Source organism: Ureibacillus suwonensis, from assembly GCF_042655065.1.
Taxonomy (GTDB): domain Bacteria; phylum Bacillota; class Bacilli; order Bacillales_A; family Planococcaceae; genus Ureibacillus; species Ureibacillus suwonensis.
The window spans coordinates 19,964-36,912 of sequence record NZ_JBHSNQ010000058.1; the positions used below are offsets into that span (position 1 = coordinate 19,964).

At 39.0% G+C, this 16,949-nt stretch carries 26 protein-coding genes; 24 read left to right on the top strand and 2 right to left on the bottom strand.

What is annotated here, in order from left to right:
* The first annotated feature begins 3 nt into the window (after positions 1 to 3).
* The 17 genes from ACFPOH_RS07110 to ACFPOH_RS07190 all read left to right on the top strand — a co-directional run bounded on the left by ACFPOH_RS07110 (position 4) and on the right by ACFPOH_RS07190 (position 8,589).
* Positions 4 to 837 (top strand): exodeoxyribonuclease X C-terminal domain-containing protein, encoded by an 834-nt coding sequence (locus ACFPOH_RS07110; RefSeq protein WP_390309210.1) that lies wholly within the window; start codon positions 4 to 6, stop codon positions 835 to 837.
* Between the two features lie 45 nt (positions 838 to 882).
* On the top strand, positions 883 to 1,641 hold the full coding sequence (locus tag ACFPOH_RS07115; RefSeq protein WP_390309211.1) for a DnaD domain protein: 759 nt from the start codon (positions 883 to 885) through the stop codon (positions 1,639 to 1,641).
* Entirely contained in the window at positions 1,577 to 2,404 is an 828-nt protein-coding gene (locus ACFPOH_RS07120; protein WP_390309212.1) for an ATP-binding protein, read from the top strand. Before ACFPOH_RS07115 ends, ACFPOH_RS07120 begins: the two co-directional genes overlap by 65 nt.
* 1 nt (position 2,405) lies before the next feature.
* Positions 2,406 to 2,690 (top strand): hypothetical protein, encoded by a 285-nt coding sequence (locus tag ACFPOH_RS07125; protein WP_390309214.1) that lies wholly within the window; start codon positions 2,406 to 2,408, stop codon positions 2,688 to 2,690.
* Between the two features lie 5 nt (positions 2,691 to 2,695).
* Positions 2,696 to 2,986, top strand: a complete 291-nt coding sequence (locus tag ACFPOH_RS07130; RefSeq protein WP_390309215.1) for a hypothetical protein — start codon at positions 2,696 to 2,698, stop codon at positions 2,984 to 2,986.
* Positions 2,983 to 3,183: a hypothetical protein gene (locus tag ACFPOH_RS07135; RefSeq protein ID WP_390309217.1), complete on the top strand. Its 201-nt coding sequence runs from the start codon at positions 2,983 to 2,985 to the stop codon at positions 3,181 to 3,183. The genes ACFPOH_RS07130 and ACFPOH_RS07135 overlap by 4 nt, the downstream gene beginning before the upstream one ends.
* Positions 3,180 to 3,380, top strand: a complete 201-nt coding sequence (locus ACFPOH_RS07140) for a hypothetical protein (protein ID WP_390309219.1) — start codon at positions 3,180 to 3,182, stop codon at positions 3,378 to 3,380. The genes ACFPOH_RS07135 and ACFPOH_RS07140 overlap by 4 nt, the downstream gene beginning before the upstream one ends.
* Positions 3,381 to 3,396: 16 nt before the next feature.
* A complete protein-coding gene (locus tag ACFPOH_RS07145; protein WP_390309221.1) occupies positions 3,397 to 3,543 on the top strand; it encodes a hypothetical protein in 147 nt (48 codons plus the stop codon).
* Between the two features lie 329 nt (positions 3,544 to 3,872).
* Entirely contained in the window at positions 3,873 to 4,340 is a 468-nt protein-coding gene (locus ACFPOH_RS07150) for a single-stranded DNA-binding protein (protein WP_390309222.1), read from the top strand.
* Positions 4,341 to 4,353: 13 nt separating this feature from the next.
* Positions 4,354 to 4,566 (top strand): hypothetical protein, encoded by a 213-nt coding sequence (locus ACFPOH_RS07155; protein ID WP_390309224.1) that lies wholly within the window; start codon positions 4,354 to 4,356, stop codon positions 4,564 to 4,566.
* A complete protein-coding gene (locus ACFPOH_RS07160; protein ID WP_390309226.1) occupies positions 4,544 to 5,179 on the top strand; it encodes a dUTP diphosphatase in 636 nt (211 codons plus the stop codon). Before ACFPOH_RS07155 ends, ACFPOH_RS07160 begins: the two co-directional genes overlap by 23 nt.
* Before the next feature lie 10 nt (positions 5,180 to 5,189).
* A complete protein-coding gene (gene recU, locus ACFPOH_RS07165) occupies positions 5,190 to 5,708 on the top strand; it encodes a Holliday junction resolvase RecU (RefSeq protein ID WP_390309229.1) in 519 nt (172 codons plus the stop codon).
* 103 nt (positions 5,709 to 5,811) lie between these two features.
* Positions 5,812 to 6,702: an adenine nucleotide alpha hydrolase family protein gene (locus ACFPOH_RS07170; protein WP_390309230.1), complete on the top strand. Its 891-nt coding sequence runs from the start codon at positions 5,812 to 5,814 to the stop codon at positions 6,700 to 6,702.
* A 64-nt stretch (positions 6,703 to 6,766) separates the two neighbouring features.
* Positions 6,767 to 7,225, top strand: a complete 459-nt coding sequence (locus tag ACFPOH_RS07175) for an SAM-dependent methyltransferase (RefSeq protein WP_390309232.1) — start codon at positions 6,767 to 6,769, stop codon at positions 7,223 to 7,225.
* A 96-nt stretch (positions 7,226 to 7,321) separates the two neighbouring features.
* Complete coding sequence (locus tag ACFPOH_RS07180) at positions 7,322 to 7,729, top strand: helix-turn-helix transcriptional regulator (protein ID WP_390309234.1); 408 nt, start codon at positions 7,322 to 7,324, stop codon at positions 7,727 to 7,729.
* A gap of 307 nt (positions 7,730 to 8,036) precedes the next feature.
* The gene (locus ACFPOH_RS07185) at positions 8,037 to 8,180 is read left to right on the top strand and encodes a hypothetical protein (RefSeq protein ID WP_390309235.1); all 144 of its coding nucleotides are present in this window, start codon (positions 8,037 to 8,039) and stop codon (positions 8,178 to 8,180) included.
* A gap of 139 nt (positions 8,181 to 8,319) precedes the next feature.
* The gene (locus ACFPOH_RS07190; RefSeq protein ID WP_390309237.1) at positions 8,320 to 8,589 is read left to right on the top strand and encodes a hypothetical protein; all 270 of its coding nucleotides are present in this window, start codon (positions 8,320 to 8,322) and stop codon (positions 8,587 to 8,589) included.
* Here the strand turns inward: ACFPOH_RS07190 and ACFPOH_RS07195 are convergent.
* Positions 8,586 to 9,899: an ISL3 family transposase gene (locus ACFPOH_RS07195; RefSeq protein ID WP_390309239.1), complete on the bottom strand. Its 1,314-nt coding sequence runs from the start codon at positions 9,897 to 9,899 to the stop codon at positions 8,586 to 8,588. The genes ACFPOH_RS07190 and ACFPOH_RS07195 overlap by 4 nt on opposite strands.
* A gap of 10 nt (positions 9,900 to 9,909) precedes the next feature.
* Positions 9,910 to 10,143: a hypothetical protein gene (locus ACFPOH_RS07200; protein ID WP_390309241.1), complete on the bottom strand. Its 234-nt coding sequence runs from the start codon at positions 10,141 to 10,143 to the stop codon at positions 9,910 to 9,912.
* A 589-nt stretch (positions 10,144 to 10,732) separates the two neighbouring features.
* Between ACFPOH_RS07200 and terS the strand changes: the two genes are divergently transcribed.
* The 7 genes from terS to ACFPOH_RS07235 all read left to right on the top strand — a co-directional run bounded on the left by terS (position 10,733) and on the right by ACFPOH_RS07235 (position 16,926).
* The gene (gene terS / locus ACFPOH_RS07205; protein ID WP_390309243.1) at positions 10,733 to 11,485 is read left to right on the top strand and encodes a phage terminase small subunit; all 753 of its coding nucleotides are present in this window, start codon (positions 10,733 to 10,735) and stop codon (positions 11,483 to 11,485) included.
* Positions 11,485 to 12,690 (top strand): PBSX family phage terminase large subunit, encoded by a 1,206-nt coding sequence (locus ACFPOH_RS07210; RefSeq protein WP_390309244.1) that lies wholly within the window; start codon positions 11,485 to 11,487, stop codon positions 12,688 to 12,690. Before terS ends, ACFPOH_RS07210 begins: the two co-directional genes overlap by 1 nt.
* 10 nt (positions 12,691 to 12,700) lie before the next feature.
* Positions 12,701 to 14,092 carry a phage portal protein gene (locus ACFPOH_RS07215; RefSeq protein WP_390309292.1) on the top strand — a complete coding sequence of 464 codons (1,392 nt, stop codon included), beginning with the start codon at positions 12,701 to 12,703 and terminating at the stop codon, positions 14,090 to 14,092.
* The gene (locus ACFPOH_RS07220) at positions 14,058 to 14,969 is read left to right on the top strand and encodes a phage minor head protein (protein WP_390309246.1); all 912 of its coding nucleotides are present in this window, start codon (positions 14,058 to 14,060) and stop codon (positions 14,967 to 14,969) included. Before ACFPOH_RS07215 ends, ACFPOH_RS07220 begins: the two co-directional genes overlap by 35 nt.
* Before the next feature lie 122 nt (positions 14,970 to 15,091).
* Complete coding sequence (locus ACFPOH_RS07225; RefSeq protein ID WP_390309247.1) at positions 15,092 to 15,277, top strand: ribosomal-processing cysteine protease Prp; 186 nt, start codon at positions 15,092 to 15,094, stop codon at positions 15,275 to 15,277.
* A gap of 30 nt (positions 15,278 to 15,307) precedes the next feature.
* Positions 15,308 to 15,952 (top strand): DUF4355 domain-containing protein, encoded by a 645-nt coding sequence (locus ACFPOH_RS07230; protein WP_390309249.1) that lies wholly within the window; start codon positions 15,308 to 15,310, stop codon positions 15,950 to 15,952.
* A gap of 14 nt (positions 15,953 to 15,966) precedes the next feature.
* Positions 15,967 to 16,926: a phage major capsid protein gene (locus ACFPOH_RS07235; protein WP_390309251.1), complete on the top strand. Its 960-nt coding sequence runs from the start codon at positions 15,967 to 15,969 to the stop codon at positions 16,924 to 16,926.
* Positions 16,927 to 16,949: the final 23 nt, after the last annotated feature.

Genomic DNA, 16,949 nt, shown 5'->3' on the forward strand with positions numbered 1-16,949 from the left:
ATAATGGCCGAAACAGCTTTAAAAGTGCAAAACCAAGTCGATTCTCTTTCAATTATCGATTCTATGGATTTAAACGCAATTCAAGGTACTTTATCAAAAATCAATCAATTTCAAATGGTCGTTCAAAATACATTAAAAGCAGATCATGACTATGGAATTATTCCTGGAACAAATAAACCTACTTTATTAAAACCTGGGGCAGAGAAAATCTTAATGTTAATGGGTTTAACAAGCGAGTACGAAGTTACAGAACGCGTTCAAGATTATGAAAAAGGTTTCTTTGCTTTTACTGTTCGATGTGAATTATACAAAAACGGCATCAAAATTACTGAAGGTGTCGGTCACTGCAACACAAAAGAGAAAAAGTATATCAATCAAGATCCGTATACGTTAGCAAACACTTGTTTAAAAATGGCGAAAAAACGAGCTCAAATTGACGCAACTTTAACCGTAGCCAGCTTATCTGATGTATTCACTCAAGATATCGAGGATATGCAAGAGTATATCCAAACTGAGCAGATTGAAACAATGACGCCTGAAGATGCAGCAAAAATCAAACTCACATTCGGAAAATACAAAGGGAAAACATTAAAAGAAATTTATAAAGCACAACATGATTACCTAGAATGGTTGCTTAATCAAGAGCGTACAGATCCAGTTATTAAAAAAGCTATACAAACAATGTTTGATGCTGTAGAGCAACAAAAAATACGAAAAGCGCAACAGCATTTACAACAGCAAGCACATCAACAGGAACAAAAAGAAGTGCAGGAAGAAGTAGCGCCAATATTTGAAGAAATTCCAGAAGTGAATGATTCAGAGTTACCATTCTACTAATCTACGAGGGGAGAAATCCCCTCAATCATAAAGGAGGGCGGGCAAATGCATCGAAGTTATTACGCCATTATCCCAGCTAATGTGAGGTATGACAAAAGGTTAACACCAAATGCCAAATTGCTATACGGAGAAATCACAGCACTTTGTCACGAAAAGGGTTACTGTTGGGCAACGAATTCTTATTTTGCAGAATTATATGAAGTAAGCAAAAAATCCGTATCTAAATGGATTAATCAACTTATTGAGTACGGCTATATCGCATCAAAAGTGAAATACAAAGAGGGCACAAAAGAAATTGAAGGTCGGTATTTAACAATTGTTGTACCACAACCTATGGAAGAAAAGTTCCATACCTATGGAACAAAAGTTCAAGAGCCTATGGAAGAAAAGTTCAATACCCCTATGGAAGAAAAGGTTAAAGAGAATATTACATTTATTAATAATACATTTAATAATTCTACTACTAATACTGCTGATCGCAGCCAAGAAATATTCCAAGCAGTCCAAGAAAACATTCGCTATAACCTGTCACCAATCGAAATAGAAACGATTGAATACTGGATTAAAGATTATCCTCACGACTTAATCTTAGAAGCTATTAGACGGGCAGTTCTATCAAATCGGGCAACTCTAAGATATATCGAAACTATCTTAAAAGACTGGCAGCATAAAAGAATTACTAATTTAGCCGAAGTCGAACGCGACGACGCGGAATTTAAACAGAAACGAGGTGTAAATAGTGAGCGTTCTCAACGCAGTCATGAACACTCTAGTAGATCAGCAGAAGACGACTTCTCACTCTAGTAAAATCTGTCCTTATTGTAAACAAGATATACCAGCGATTGAAATCGAAGTGCTCGGCCGTAAACGATGGGTACAACCGATTTGCGAATGCGAGAAACAAGCAAAAATGGAAGAAGTTAATCGACTGGTACGAGCCAAAGAAGAAAATGAAGTTCGTGAGTTATTCTCGATTAGCAATATCGGAGACAAATACTTAAATGCTAGTTTCGAAAACTTCGAGATTCGTAGTGGTGCGGAAAATGCTTATAAGATTGCCAAGCACTATGCAGAACATTTTGAAGAGTACGGAGCAGATTCAATCATGATATGGGGCGAGCCTGGTAACGGGAAAACACATTTAGCGGCAGCGGTTCATAATCATTTGACGAAACATGGGAAAGTAGTTGTATTCATTTCAATGCCTGAACTGTTGAACAAAATCAAAGCGACATTTAACTATAACAACAAAGAAACTGAACAGCAGATTTTAAAAGCATTAAACATTTGTGACTTGTTAATTATCGATGATCTAGGAGCAGAAAAAACATCGGATTGGGTGCAAGAAACGGTATTCACGATTATTGACGGACGTTACAGACGTCAGAAACCAATTCTAGCAACTTCAAATATTCGGACTGCTGATTTAATCGACAAAATTGGAAAGCGTGCATACGACAGAATCCTCGAAATGTCACAGCCTATTGAAAACAAAGCGACTAGCTACAGACGGGAGATTGCGAAGCAAAGACTATCAAAATTTGATGAGATTTTAAGGGGTGAATGAAATGGCAAAAGTGTATGTCGTAACTGTATTTGATAGTGGCGATGGTACAACAAAATCATGGAAAGTTATTGAAAATGAATTTGAGGCCTATGATTATGCTGCTCGATTAAACAGAGAATGGGCAGCGCAAGGCGATCATTCGGAAGCAACAGTTTCCGAACATGAATTCGAAAGTAAATTTGAAAAGGCGCTCAAAGAAATCGAAGCCATTACTCGCGGGCTAGGCGACTTCAACCCAACATATGACAAGATTCATCAAATAGCCAAAGAAGCATTGGAGGGTTGATTCAGATGAGTAAAGAACGGTTGGAAGAGATAGAAGAGAGGGTGTTAGTGGATAAAGTTTATTACAAATACCTTGACGGAATAAAGGGACATTGGGGCAAGGTATATACGCTAAGTGAAGGTGATTATAACTATTTAAAAGAACAAGCCGAACGAGTGCAGGAACTAGAAAGAAAGATTGAACGCTATCGTGAAGCGATTAATAACATCAATGAAAAAGCAACGTTATTTGGAACAAGTGAGGAAGTATACGATGCTATACAAGACGCAATCAAAGTATTGGAGGGAACGGAATGAAACCAACATGCATCGGTTTTAACACACAGCCATACGCAATCATCGTATGGCATTTCGAAAAATCTAGATCAAAAACAATTTGTTACAGCGAAGCGGAGTTGCAATCAGCGTTAGCGAGATATAACACACCTGGCGACTTATATTATCAGGTTCCACACAACGTGCATTATTTCAACAAGGTGGCGATCCCAGCATGAACACTTACATCATCAAAATTGATGACCTTTATTTCGCTGGAAAAGATGATTTAGGAATTTTAGTTGCAGCTATTGAAAAGGCTAAAAAAATTGAAGGGAACTTTAATTTAAAAAGCTATATTGATTCTATTTATCAAGAAATCCGAAATGGTGAATTAGAGTTTCAGAGAATCGAAATTATTAAAGTGAGTGAATAAATAAGGAGTGAGATGTATGATAAGCAAATTCAAGCGAGCTTTCTACACCGAGCAACTTAGACTTTTGGGCATCAAGCAAGTAGAGGGCAAACCGGTACAAGAATTATCTGATCGCGATTTAAAATACGCACTTGCAACAGCAAGGGTTAAGGCAGGTGCTTGATATGCAAGTAAACAAACATGGTATTCCAGTAGCTTCAAAACGGAAATCTATCAAGAAACAAGTGCAGCAAGAGATACATAACATCCTAGATTTCCGTGAGTTTGTGGAATTTGTTAGATACGAGCAGGGCGTGGAGGTCACTGCTGTTGTACCTAACTTCAGGCCGCTAGTACAAGCTATGCTCCAGGACGGATGGATATTACAGAAATATAGCAGGGGTGAGATTGCGTGAGTAACGTAATGAACATCTTGAGTTTATCGGTTCTTGGCTGGGGATTCGCATTTTTAATCGGTGCCGAGTGGCAGTACATGAAGGAGCGGAAAAGAAGATGAATCAAGTTCAATTAATTGGTAGGCTGACGAAGGATCCAGAACTACGTATGACACCAAACGGATTGTCAGTTTGTAGATTCACTTTAGCAGTTAACCGAATGAAAAAGGATGAAGCGGATTTTATTAGTTGTATCGCATTCGATAAATTGGCGCAGAATCTAGTGGACTATCAAAAGAAAGGCAATCGCATAGCAATCACGGGTCGAATTCAAACAGGTAGCTATGAAAATCAACAGGGGCAAAGAATTTATACAACAGAAGTAGTAGCAAATAGTATAGAGTTCTTAGATTATCGTTCGGAAAATGTACAGAATAGCCCAAATTCGGCTCCAAATTATCAAGGTAATACAAACTATCAATCTAGCAATCAAAACGCCTACAGAGGTCAAAATCAGCCGAATAATGCCCCGTTTAGTGGATACAGTTCGCTTCCGGATGATATCGATGATAACTTACCGTTTTAGCGAGGTGATAAAAATGGAACTATTAGGAATCAACCACAAAAGAAAAATTCTTAAAGGTCGAACAAAACGAGAATTAGAAAAGGAGATCGAACGCCACAAGCAATATGGTTATGTAGAGGTAAGTGAAATGAAATATTTCGAAGCTGATTCAAAACCATATCAAATTCTAGTCGAAAAACGCTGGTTAGCAAAGGAGAATCGAAATGAATCTGCAAAAGTTGTTTGAAATGCAAGCCAAACTCGATGCGCACATCGAACAAGAACATCCAGTGCAAGAAGGTGAAGATCGTCTTGCAAAAAAGATTCTAGCGTTGCAAGTTGAACTCGGCGAACTCGCAAATTGCTGGCGAGGTTTCAAGTTTTGGAGCCATGACCAAGAGCCGAGAACAACAGATAAGTGTGAAATGTGCGACGGTCTAGGGAACGACATTTATTTTACTGGTTCTTATGATAACGGAACTTTACAAGAGTGCAGTGAACCTTGTGAGTATTGTGATGGAACAGGTGACGATGATTCGAAAAACCCACTGCTTGAAGAGTTCGTCGATTGTTTGCATTTTATCTTATCAATTGGGTTGGAATTAAATTTTACAGATATTGATGTTTGGAAAGTTAAAGAAACGACTACTACTAACCAATTTATCAAATGTTTCGGAACAATTTATAACATACATTTCCAAAAAACAGTTAATGACGAAGTGCCTAGAGAAATGTATGAACATTTATTTGCTTGTTTTATCGGATTAGGCGAAATGCTCGGCTTCACTTGGGAACAGATCGAGGCGGCATATCTCCAAAAAAATGCAATCAACCATGAACGTCAGGAATCTGGTTATTGAGGGTGATGGAATGGCAGTCAGTTATGCGAATCGAGGTATGAGCTTTGAACATCTGATTGAACGAACGAATGTTCAATATGCACAAAAAGGCATTGCGACTATTCAGAAGGTGCCAGTGCCCTGGAAAGTCTTTTATGACCGTAAAACGAAAGCAAGTAGGGCTATTCCAGAAAAGAAAAGTACAGTTGACTTTATCGGTTGCTATAACGGACGGGCAATTGCATTCGACGCAAAAAGCACGAGAGAGAGGACACGCTTCCCTCTCTCAAACATAGAAGATCATCAATTCAAGTTTTTGAAACGCTGGCAAGACAATGGCGGTATCAGCTTCATACTCGTCGAATTTGCGAAAAAAAATGAAGTCTATATACTTTCCCTTTCAGAGTTAGAAAAATGGCTTAGAAAGGCAAATGAGGGCGGTAGAAAGAGCGTACCTTATGAGTACTTTATGACTGAATGCGATTTGGTAAAGAGCAAGAATGGTATTTTACTAGATTATTTAGGGGTGATTGAGAAATGCAAGTCATGATCATTGACGATCGTCCGGCATGGATGATTCGTGAGGACAAGCTGATGGCGTGCATGACACGCTGTCGCTTGTTCCGGAAATGTAGTAGCAGGATGGGGAATGATTGCAAGCATTTAGGAGGAGAAATGATACCAAAGGTAAGGACGGGAATGAAATGATCCAAAAAGAATATAGCGATGGTAAAAAACACATTCATGTACTTTCATATGGCGGCGGCACGCAATCCACAGCTTTACTACTACTAGCTTTAGAGGGAGAAATTAACGGCGTAATTCCGGATTTTATCATTTTCAGCGATACAGGATGGGAACCACAATATGTGTATGATTGGGTTTTAAAAATCAATAAATACATTAAAGATAAATACGGTAAAGAGATTGTATTCACAAGTAACGGAAATATTCGAGATGACATTGTAAAAAGTGCAAAGAACGGAAAAAGATTGGCTAGTATGCCGTTCTTCATCAAAAACAAAAACGGGGAAATCGGAATGGCTAGAAGGCAATGTACAAGTGAATATAAAATACTGCCGATTAATCGTGAGATACGTAAATTATTAGGCTATAAACCAAAAGAAAGAGTGAAAGAAATTGTTCATCTTTGGAAAGGCATAAGTACTGATGAAATTCAAAGAGTAAAACCTAGTCGAGTAAATTGGCAAAAAGCAGAACATCCTTTAGTGGATATACTCAATATGGATCGAAGCGCATGTATTGCCTATGTAGAACGACTTGGTTTGGGAACACCGGCTAAATCTTCCTGTATCGGATGTCCGTTTCATGACGATGAAATGTGGCGAGAAATGAAACTTCATAACAGAAAAGAATTTGATGATGCAGTGAAGATTGATAAGTTGGTCAGAAATCTACCACAATTCGAAGGAAAAGCCTATCTCCATCGATCTGGAAAACCGTTAGATGAAATAGATTTTCAAGAAAATCAAATGGATATTGATATGTTTCTCAATGAATGCGAAGGATTTTGCGGAAACTAATATGTCGCACTTCGAAGAAATTATGATGTAATTGAACCAAAATGCGAAGTAGAGGAGGGAGATTATGGCCAAGATTTTAGATGCTTGTTGTGGAAGTAAAATGTTTTGGTTTGATAAGGAAAATGAAGATGTGCTGTACATGGATAATCGCCGGTTAAGTACAACCTTATGTGATGGTCGTGCTTTGAATATAAATCCTGATATTATTGCGGATTTTCGCAACATGCCTTTCGAAGATAACAGCTTCTATTTGGTTGTTTTTGATCCGCCTCATTTAATAAAGGTTGGAGAAAATTCATGGTTGGCCAAAAAGTATGGGAAGTTAGACGAAAATTGGCGTGATGATTTAGCAAAAGGGTTTAAAGAATGTATGAGAGTTTTAAAACCGAACGGAACATTAATATTTAAGTGGAATGAGGAACAAATACCGCTTAAAGAAGTATTAAAATGCTTTGATAAAAAGCCATTATTCGGCAATAAGAGAAGCAAAACTCATTGGTTAGTATTCATGAAGTTAAGTTGATAACGAAAAAAAGCTGTGGCCACACTTCAACCCGCAGCCACAGCTTACCCTCCTAGCTAACAACTCAACTCCATTATAGCATAGGAGGGCGGACCTATGGGTAAAGTGCAGATTACGAAAGAAAAGTTAGATCAGTGGATTAAAGATTATAGATGGATGATCAACACCGTAGAACAGTTGCAAATGGAATTTGGATACAAAGGCGCAAAAATCGCTCAATATGGCATTGAAGCTACGTTGCCAAAAGCAAGTGGGCAGACAAGCGATGTAGTGTTCGCAGAGGTCGTGAGAAGAAACAAACATTTAAAACGAATCAATGAATATATTTACAAAATCCAAGAAGTGCAAAAGCGCGTGGACAAAGTAACGGAGCCGAGAGAAGCGGAGGTATTATATTGGCTCTTAGAAGGCAAATCGATGCGTTGGATTGGGCAGCACATGGCGTTAAGTCATGTATCTATTAAAAACATCAAAGAATCGATTATCGAAAGTATGTTGAAATAGGTGTCTTTCCAAACTTACCAAATTTAACACTTTTAACAAAGGTGACAGCTATTATTTTCCAACTGTAAAATATGAGGTAGGTCCGGGGCGGCGTGGAAAACCGCTTCGGCGAATCATTGCCATAATAAATCAATAAAACACAAGTTTCGTTTTGCTACTATTTTTACCCCAAAAACAAAAATATGCTAAATGACAAGATTCGATGAATTTGCGGAAATCCCAAAAAAGATCAATGAGGGTGTGTAATCCAAACAAGAAAGCAGCCGAGATTTTCGGTTGCTTTTTCTTTTTTTGCGAGGTGAGAGTTATGCAATACACAATCAAATGCGAAAAATGCGGACGTCCAGCAAGCATCGAGAAGCAAGAATTCGACGAGAAAAGAAATGAAATACGGACGACATACAAGAATACGTGTGAGTGTGGCGGGAAAATCAAAGCGTTACCAGAATAACGCATCTTGAACAGCGAGCATTATCCCGAGTGTGACCCCTTCGCTCGATATTGATAGTGCTTGCTGTTGAGGGTATGCACAAAAAGAAGGAATTTTCCCCTTTTTCGTCGAAATATGTTGGCGGGAGGGGGGGATAAAATTGTTTGATCCATTAGGGCCATTTAATAGAATAAGCGCCGAGAGTAATAGGAAATTAGAGGAAAATCTACAAAAGGTTAGGGAAACTTTAAGAGAAAGAGAAGAACGAGAAACAGAAAGAAATAAATTATTAAAAAACATCAACGAAGATACTAAAAAGATATTGGATGGTCTTATTAATTTAGAAAAAATAATACAAAATAATTTGAATATTACAGAAGGAAATTTAATAAAAATGGGTATTCGGATTAGTGTGTTGAAAAGGGGTTAAATCAACCCCTCTTCGATAGCACTAATCAGTGTTGAAATTGGCACTCCAAGGTACGTTTGATCTGAACTCCAAAGGACTTCGCTTGGTCGTTGCATCAGGTATCCAAAACCACGCATTTGCGACTTCTTGGAGTGACCATTTACCTTTTGTTTCGGAAAGCCTTCCGTGAACAGTATCTTGGCTCTCAGAGCGTCGAAACTGTACCCACGGCCCAAACGGTTGATCACACGCACAAGGTTGTTCAGCGACTCCGTATAGGCGTTTGTGATGGGATGATCGAAGTAATTGAATACTTCTTCTTCCCAGTTCTTGATAGCTGTAACAATTGGCCTGAATGCCGCTTTCATCTCATCAGGAATGCTTGCAACCCATTGCTGGTACTTGTCGTAAGCTTCAACACGGCTTTTGCTATCCCATATTTTGAAGAAGTCTTCTTTGAGGTCATACGCCATTTTCAGCTTGGGAAAGTTCGCCGTCCATAAGTCCAGCAACAGCATATCCTGTGGCGTAAGATCATGATACCTTTTCAACAACACGTAGCGGTCACGCATAAGCTGTCTACGTTGTTTGGGTTCGATGCTCTTGCGGTGTGCCTTGCGAATGTCTTCTAAGGCGGTGTTAGCCATGCGGACAACGTGAAACTTGTCTACGATGATTTTAGCTTTTGGAAGCACATCGTTCACAGCTTCCCTGTATGGTTGCCACATGTCCATTGCAACGTACTGAATTTTCTCCTTGTTAGGCAGATTCATCAGGTAGCGTATGACCGTTTCTTTGTTACGGTTAACAAGTAAATCGATTATCGTATTTTCTTCGATGTTAGCGACAACACAACGTGGTTTTTTAAGGATATGGATCTCATCAATGCCAAGAAACCGTGGTGTTTCAAACTTTACCGTTTCGGCAAGGAAACTAACGTAATCGCGGAATATGTTGCGGATGGTCTTTTCATCCATGCCGACTTCAACGGCAATGCTTGTGAAAGTTCGATTTAATGACTGCTTTTGGATATACTCGACCAGGCGAACCGTTGCCATCCGCTTATCGTCCATATCCCACAAATTTTCAAAGAATGTGGAACCGCAGTTCTTGCATCGGTAACGCTGACGGTTTACCGTGATGCCAACACGCTTGCCGTGCATCGGTGTATCGTAGAAAAACTGTTTCTTTGTTCCGAATCGTTGAAGGTCCGCGAATCCACAGTGAATGCACATAGAAGGTGGAGAAACGCTCTCCACCAGAATTTGATAATCATCTTCTGTTTCTTTTACATCAAGAACATTGAAGTTTGGGAGGTTGAGTATGTTCATTCAGCGTCTCCTACCAACTAATATCAACATTGATGTGATTGTATCCTTCTGAAAGGCTAACAATAAATCCATTTCGTTCAAGGACATCCTTAAGATAGTCAATGTGATACGATTCTGTAGTATTTTTTGTTACAAATATTGTTGCAGGCTGATTTAACTCTTTTTGTTTTTTTGCATACTGAAGTATTCGACTAATCATCAGTTGCACCTGACTATGGTTTCTGCTTTTATGAATAAGTCCCATTGAATCACCTCTTTTGTGATTAAATGAATATGCAGTCATTTTTGTTTACCCAACCATATTTCCATCCAGCTTGCTCGATAGTTGTTCTAACAATTAAATTATTCCGATTACGACTGCATTCGCTTTGAACAATGAATTCTTGCCCGATCTTATCGGAATACCAATTTTGAGGATGATCGGAAGATATGATTCTTATCTTTTTTCCACGCAATTCGTTCAAGGCTGATATCACCCCTCTTACTAAGATAATTTTACCATTGATTTATGGATGTATCAACACGATAATCCGATTTTGATATGAATTAACATAATCTAAATTTCAACACGAAAATCCGAATAGCCATAAAAATTCAAGAAGAATTAAAAGGAATTTTATCTAAAGCTGAACCATCTAATTTATATGAAGCTCTATTAAACGAAGTTAAAAAACAGAGTAAAGAAAAAAGTGTAGATTATGGATTACAAGTTTTTATTACAGGTTTAAAGATGTTGTTCGGACCATTTCCTGTAATGTAAGCGCCGAGAAATTAGGCGCTTTTTCTTTTGCCCAAAACAAACTCAAAATTAACGGGGGTGGCGGTGATGTGATTTGGCAAGACCAAGGAACCCGAAACGAGATCAGGCATTTGAAATATGGAAAAATAGCAACGGATCTAAAAAATTAAAAGACATTGCAACAGAATTAGAAGTATCTGATTCCCAAATCCGAAAGTGGAAAAACGAAGATAAATGGGAACAGAAAATAAATAGTAACGTTACCAAATCAAAAAGTAACGTTACGAAACGAACACGGGGAGCACCAAAAGGTAACAAGAACGCAGTCGGCAACAAAGGCGGCGCTGCTCCGAAAGGCAACCAAAACGCCACCAAGCACGGGCTTTTTTCAAAGTATATCCCGCAGGAAACACTAGAACTAATGGGTATGCTCGAAGAAAAAAGTCCAGCCGATTTAATCTGGGACCAAATCATGATTCAATACGCTGCAATCATTCGTGCTCAATCGATTATGTATGTTGAGAACAAGGATGAAATGATTAAAGAATTGAAAAAGCACAAAATGTATGAAGATGGCGAAGAAATCGAATACGAATTCCAATTCGCATGGGAACGACAAGCGCAATTCCTCAACGCTCAATCTCGAGCAATGAGTGAATTGCGTTCTTTAATTAAGCAGTTTAATGAAATGGCGACAGAAGATGATGAGCGACGATTAAGACTTGAACTTATGCAAACTCAAATCGATAAAACAAAGGCTGAAATTAATAAACTCCAAAAAAGCGACGGATCTACTCAAGAAAGCGAAATCGCTAAAATGCTTCGTAAATTGGCTGGTGAAGAGTAATGGCTGAACTTACAAAGAAGCAGAAAGAAGTCATGAATAGCTTTATTCATGAGAAACCGAAAATATTAGTTGCCAGCGGAGCGAAACGTGCGGGAAAAACATTTATCTTAATCCTGCTTTTTTTGATGCTCATTGCACGCTATGAAAACAAAGGGCTTTCGTTCATTATCGGCGGAGCTACGCAAGCGAGTATTCGCCGCAATGTGTTGGATGACATGGAGTCGATACTTGGCAAGGAGTTAAAGCTTGATAAGACCAATGCAGTGACGATTTTTGGAAACAAAGTATATTGCTTCGATGGTGCGCAATCGGACTCTTGGAAAAAGGCCCGCGGTTTTACTGCTGCCGGTGCTTTTTTAAATGAGGGTACAGCGCTGCATGATATGTTCATCAAAGAGGTTATATCTCGTTGCTCTTATCCAGGCGCTCAAGTGCTTATCGATACGAACCCGGAAAATCCTTCGCATCCAGTAAAAAAAGATTATATTGACAAAGACGGTCAGCGTTTAGCGAATGGTCGATTAAACATTCGTGCATTTCATTTTTCCTTATTTGACAATGACCAGTTAGATCCAGAATATGTTGAAAGTATTGTAGCTTCAACACCAAGCGGTATGTTCACGGACCGTGACATTTACGGTCGTTGGGTTGCAGCGGAAGGTGTTATATACAAGGACTTCAACGAAAAAGAACACTATATTTCACTTGAAGAATTCAAGAAAAAGAATATTGTTAAATACTTCGCTGGTGTTGACTGGGGTTATGAACACCACGGGGCTATTGTGGTGCTAGCAGAAGATGTTGAAGGCAATGTTTATCTTTGTGAAGAACATGCGTACCAACACAAAGAAATCGATGAATGGGTAAAAATCGCAAAGGGCGTCAAAGAACGCTATGGCAACATCAATTTCTATTGCGATACTGCTAGACCAGAGCATATCGCTCGCTTTAGACGCGAAAAACTACGTGCAATCGAAGCAAAGAAAAATGTTATTGCTGGAATCGAAGAAATCGCAAGTTTATTTAAAACTAGTAAACTATTTATTGTAAGAGATAAAGTGAAACGCTTTGAAGAAGAAATAAACCAATATGTTTGGGGATCAAATGACGAACCGGTAAAAGAATGGGATGACGTGCTAGATGCTTTGAGATATGCAATCTATACACATTATCTAAAACGCATCATCACGGGAAAAAGAAGGTGAATAAATGAACATCTATAAGTATTTGAAATTGTTCCGGGAACAAGGGGCCAATCCTCAGTTAATTGAAAAAGCTATCGAAGAACATAGCGCAGACCGGGAAAAGAGAAAATTATTTTACGAGCGATATAAAGCATCTATTGAAGGTGTGCCGATTTTACGTCGTCAACCGGTCGAGTACGAGGATTTTGAAACTGGTACAATTAAGCGTATCGATAATAAAGTGAATAATCGAATAAACAATGCTTTTGATGCAGAAATCGTCGACACAAAAGTCGGCTATATGTTTGGGCATCCGATTACTTACGACATTGACCGTAACAGCAAAGACAAGCTGACAAGGTTAAAAGAAGAATTAGAAGCGTTCCTCTTACGAAACAACACCGATGACAAAGATAGTGAGTGGGGCAAAAAAGCGGCTATTTGCGGATATAGCGCTCGATTGGCTTACATTGACACAGAAGGTAAAGAGCGGATTATCAATGTTGATCCGTGGGAGACCATTATCTTTTCGCCATCCGATTACACGGAACCGGAATTTGCGATTCGCTATTTTGATATTGACGATAATGTGCAGCGTGTTGAGTTTTACGATAACGCTTATTTTTATGTTTTTGAAACCGGTGGTAATGGATTAAAACTGATTGAAAAGAAGCTCCATACATTCGATTATTGCCCGTTATATGGGTTGCAGAACAACGAGGAAATGATGGCTGATGCAGAAAAAGTGTTCAATTTGATTGATGCTTACGACCGCACTCTTTCAGATGCATCAAATGAGATTGAGCAATACCGATTGGCATATCTAGTGCTTCGCGGTCTCGGGGCTGACGAGGAAGCATTGGAACAACTGAAAAAAACAGGCGTTTTCGAGTTACTGGGCGAAAAAGACGATGTCAAATACTTAACAAAAGACATCAACGATACGATGATTGAGAACCACCTGAACCGATTGGAGCAAAATATCCTACGTTTTGCGAAATCTGTTAATTTCAGTGACGAATATTTCGGCAACAACCTTTCTGGTGTGGCCATGAAATACAAGCTCATGGCACTTGAAAACAAATGTATCACGATGGAACGCAAAATGACTGCGGCTTTACGTTATCAATTTAAAGTTTTGTGTTCTGCGTGGGCAAAGCGTAATATTTGCCAAAAAGATGACTACTTAAAGGTTTGGTTTGGCTTTAAGCGCAACATCCCGGTAAATCTTCTTGAAGAAGCACAAACAGCGGTTACATTGACAGCTATCACATCGCAGAAAACAGCATTATCTACCCTGTCGGTTGTGGATGATGTGGAATATGAATTGGAGCAACGTCGATTAGAACAAGATGATATTCCATCTTTAATGGATGGCGGTGACGACGATGGATTTGGAGAAGTACGCGAAGAAACTGGATGAATGGGCAAATAAAGAACTTTCGAAAACTGAAAATTCCATTCGCAAAACGTACAAAGAGTTGGTAAAAAAAGCACTAGCTGAATTAGGTGCCATCTATGAGAAATACGAAAAAGACGGTGTGCTAACTTACGAGGACATGATGAAATATGACCGATTGAAGAGGTTTATTAATTCGTTAATTGAACACGTCAACACAATGTCGGAAGACACTCAAACGACCATATTAATATTGCTGTCCAGCAGTTATTTGTACTCTTACGAATGGATGGGCTGGGCGATTGAAAAAGAAACGATGAAAAAAATCGGCTACAAAACATTGAAACTGGACCAAATTAAAAGAGCAATCGACAACCCAGTAAAAGGACTTACTCTCTCTGAAACACTCGAAAAGAATCGTAGAGAGATAATCTATAAGATTCGTCAAACGGTAACGCAAGGGTTGGTGCGAGGTTCCACTTACAAGCAAATGGCAAGTGAGTTAAATCAAGTATTTGACGATGATTACAAGAAATCAATTCGAGTCGCCCGAACTGAAACCCATCGTGTAGTGCAAGCCGGGGCTCTAGACAGCGCGAAATACGCCAATAAAAAAGGAATCATCATGATGAAAAAGTGGCGGAATATGAAGGACAGTCGTGTTCGCCAAACTTCCAAAGCGAATCATGTGAAGATGGACAATGTAAAAATTCCGGTAGAAGAGCTATTCGACTTAGGAAATGGCGAGCGTGGCGAGGCGCCAGGCAACACAGGATATGCGCATCATGACATCAACTGTAGGTGCATTTTGGTTTACGAGATTGAGAAGATTGAAGGAAAAACAAATGATGATCTAGCTCGGCAAACATTCGAAGATTTTAAGAAGGCAATGAAGTCGTAGAAATACGGCATTTTTATTTTGTTTTGAGAGGGTGAGTGCATCAAAGAGATTTATTTTAATCAATTACCTTGCACTTGCAGGGGCGATTGCAACTGTAAGGGCATTAAGAAAGGGTGAAAAACATGACTGAAATAACAGTCAAGACCAATCCAGATGGTTATTTAAGCATCGAGGCGAAAGGCCATACAAAATCGGTTGTATGTGCTGCAGTTTCAACACTTCTACAATCATCTGTACGTTATTTACAAGAATTAGAGGAACAATTTCCAAACGATTTACAAGTGAAAATTATTGAATTAGACAAGTAGGCTCGCACTACTTGGCAAGGAGGAGTATTTATGTTGAGAGAAATGAAAAAACAACGTTTAGCAGTTAATATTAAACAATTTGAGGAACTCACTTTCGAACAAGTGAAAGCGTATTTGGAAGCAAATAAACAAAGTGACGAAGTGCAAGCGTACTTCAATACAAATGTTTTAACTGCCGACAACGTTAAAAAGTTTCTGGAAACAAACGAAGGTAGAAAAGTGCTTCAACCGAAATTAGATGCACATTTCTCAAAGTCACTCGAAACATGGAAAGCCAACAACTTAGAAGCGCTTATCGAAGAAGAAATTCAGAAACGAAATCCAACTGAAACACCAGAACAAAAGCGAATTCGTGAACTTGAAGAAAAACTTCAAAAGCAAGAGCGAGAAGCCAAACTCGCTAAATTAAAAGAAAAAGCGTTGCAACACGCGACCGAAAAAGGCTTGCCAACAAAGTTTGCAACAAAATATATCGATCGCTTCTTGGGCGATGACGAAATCATTACTGCTTCTACGCTTGATGAACTGAAGCAAGATTTAGATTCAATCATCGAAGAAAGCGTAAATGCGAGATTTAAAGATTATGGCCGTCAAATTGATCATGGAACAGGCGGTTCAGGTGCAGGCGCTGTGGATATCTCGGCGTTGGCGGACGAAGTAAGTTTAAGAAAATAGGAGGAAGATGAAAAATGAAAACAAAATCTTTGTTAAAAGTAAACATTCAACAATTTGATGTGTTTAATCCAGCAAATATCTTATTACAAGATGCGGTGAGTGGAAGTGTTCCGAAAGAAGAAGGAACGCTAATCTTAAAAGAGTTTATGACGCAATCAGCGGTTACACGTCTAGCGAAATACGAACCTATGGCAAAACCAGAAAAAGAATTCACTTATTTAGCAAGTGGTCCAGGAGCTTACTGGGTAGGCGAGGGTGAACGCATCCAAACATCCAAAGCAACATGGTTAAAAGCGAAAATGGTATCAAAAAAGCTAGGGGTCATCATCCCTGTGTCAAAAGAATTTTTGAATTACACTGTAAAAGATTTCTTTGCACAAATCCGCCCGGCAGTTGCAGAAGCATTTGCTATTAAATTCGACCAAGCTGCATTATTCGGTGTCGATTCGCCATTCGGCACAGGAGTATCTGTGTTTGAGCGAATCGAATCTTCAGGGAATAAGATCGCCCTGAATTCTATCGGAAAACTCTATGATGAACTAAACGGTGTTATTGCATTAATAGAGGATGCAGACAAAGATGTTGATGGATTCACTACAACACGTCGTTTCCGTCAAAAATTGCGTGGGGCAAAAGATGAAAACGGCTTACCAATTTTCAATGATGCAAATGCAGGAGCCGCTTCCCAAGTACTAGGTTTACCAATCGGATATGTTGATTCGAAATCGTGGGATTACGAAAAAGCGTTATTGATTGCAGCTAACTGGGATATGGCTCGTTATGGCATTCCGCAAGGCATGGAATACGCAATCAGTACAGATGCGACATTAACAACGATTCAAGATGCAGAAGGAAATCCAATTAACTTATTCGAGCGCGATATGTTCGCATTACGAGTTACTCAACAAGTTGGATTTATGACACTTTCAGAAGATGCATTTGCAGCATTAACGCCAGAAGTAACGACGCCATAATGAGTGAGCTATTTGCTCGCTCT

Coding starts and splice junctions, on each gene's coding strand:
- ACFPOH_RS07110 (WP_390309210.1), top strand. CDS start 4: ATGGCCGAAACAGCTTTAAAAGTGCAAAACCAAGTCGATTCTCTTTCA.
- recU (WP_390309229.1), top strand. CDS start 5,190: ATGGCAGTCAGTTATGCGAATCGAGGTATGAGCTTTGAACATCTGATT.
- ACFPOH_RS07125 (WP_390309214.1), top strand. CDS start 2,406: ATGGCAAAAGTGTATGTCGTAACTGTATTTGATAGTGGCGATGGTACA.
- ACFPOH_RS07140 (WP_390309219.1), top strand. CDS start 3,180: ATGAACACTTACATCATCAAAATTGATGACCTTTATTTCGCTGGAAAA.
- ACFPOH_RS07155 (WP_390309224.1), top strand. CDS start 4,354: ATGGAACTATTAGGAATCAACCACAAAAGAAAAATTCTTAAAGGTCGA.
- ACFPOH_RS07160 (WP_390309226.1), top strand. CDS start 4,544: ATGAATCTGCAAAAGTTGTTTGAAATGCAAGCCAAACTCGATGCGCAC.
- ACFPOH_RS07220 (WP_390309246.1), top strand. CDS start 14,058: ATGGATTTGGAGAAGTACGCGAAGAAACTGGATGAATGGGCAAATAAA.
- ACFPOH_RS07135 (WP_390309217.1), top strand. CDS start 2,983: ATGAAACCAACATGCATCGGTTTTAACACACAGCCATACGCAATCATC.
- ACFPOH_RS07200 (WP_390309241.1), bottom strand. CDS start 10,143: ATGGGACTTATTCATAAAAGCAGAAACCATAGTCAGGTGCAACTGATG.
- ACFPOH_RS07180 (WP_390309234.1), top strand. CDS start 7,322: ATGGGTAAAGTGCAGATTACGAAAGAAAAGTTAGATCAGTGGATTAAA.
- ACFPOH_RS07195 (WP_390309239.1), bottom strand. CDS start 9,899: ATGAACATACTCAACCTCCCAAACTTCAATGTTCTTGATGTAAAAGAA.
- ACFPOH_RS07175 (WP_390309232.1), top strand. CDS start 6,767: ATGGCCAAGATTTTAGATGCTTGTTGTGGAAGTAAAATGTTTTGGTTT.
- ACFPOH_RS07130 (WP_390309215.1), top strand. CDS start 2,696: ATGAGTAAAGAACGGTTGGAAGAGATAGAAGAGAGGGTGTTAGTGGAT.
- ACFPOH_RS07145 (WP_390309221.1), top strand. CDS start 3,397: ATGATAAGCAAATTCAAGCGAGCTTTCTACACCGAGCAACTTAGACTT.
- ACFPOH_RS07210 (WP_390309244.1), top strand. CDS start 11,485: ATGGCTGAACTTACAAAGAAGCAGAAAGAAGTCATGAATAGCTTTATT.
- ACFPOH_RS07230 (WP_390309249.1), top strand. CDS start 15,308: ATGTTGAGAGAAATGAAAAAACAACGTTTAGCAGTTAATATTAAACAA.
- ACFPOH_RS07115 (WP_390309211.1), top strand. CDS start 883: ATGCATCGAAGTTATTACGCCATTATCCCAGCTAATGTGAGGTATGAC.
- ACFPOH_RS07235 (WP_390309251.1), top strand. CDS start 15,967: ATGAAAACAAAATCTTTGTTAAAAGTAAACATTCAACAATTTGATGTG.
- ACFPOH_RS07225 (WP_390309247.1), top strand. CDS start 15,092: ATGACTGAAATAACAGTCAAGACCAATCCAGATGGTTATTTAAGCATC.
- ACFPOH_RS07150 (WP_390309222.1), top strand. CDS start 3,873: ATGAATCAAGTTCAATTAATTGGTAGGCTGACGAAGGATCCAGAACTA.
- ACFPOH_RS07185 (WP_390309235.1), top strand. CDS start 8,037: ATGCAATACACAATCAAATGCGAAAAATGCGGACGTCCAGCAAGCATC.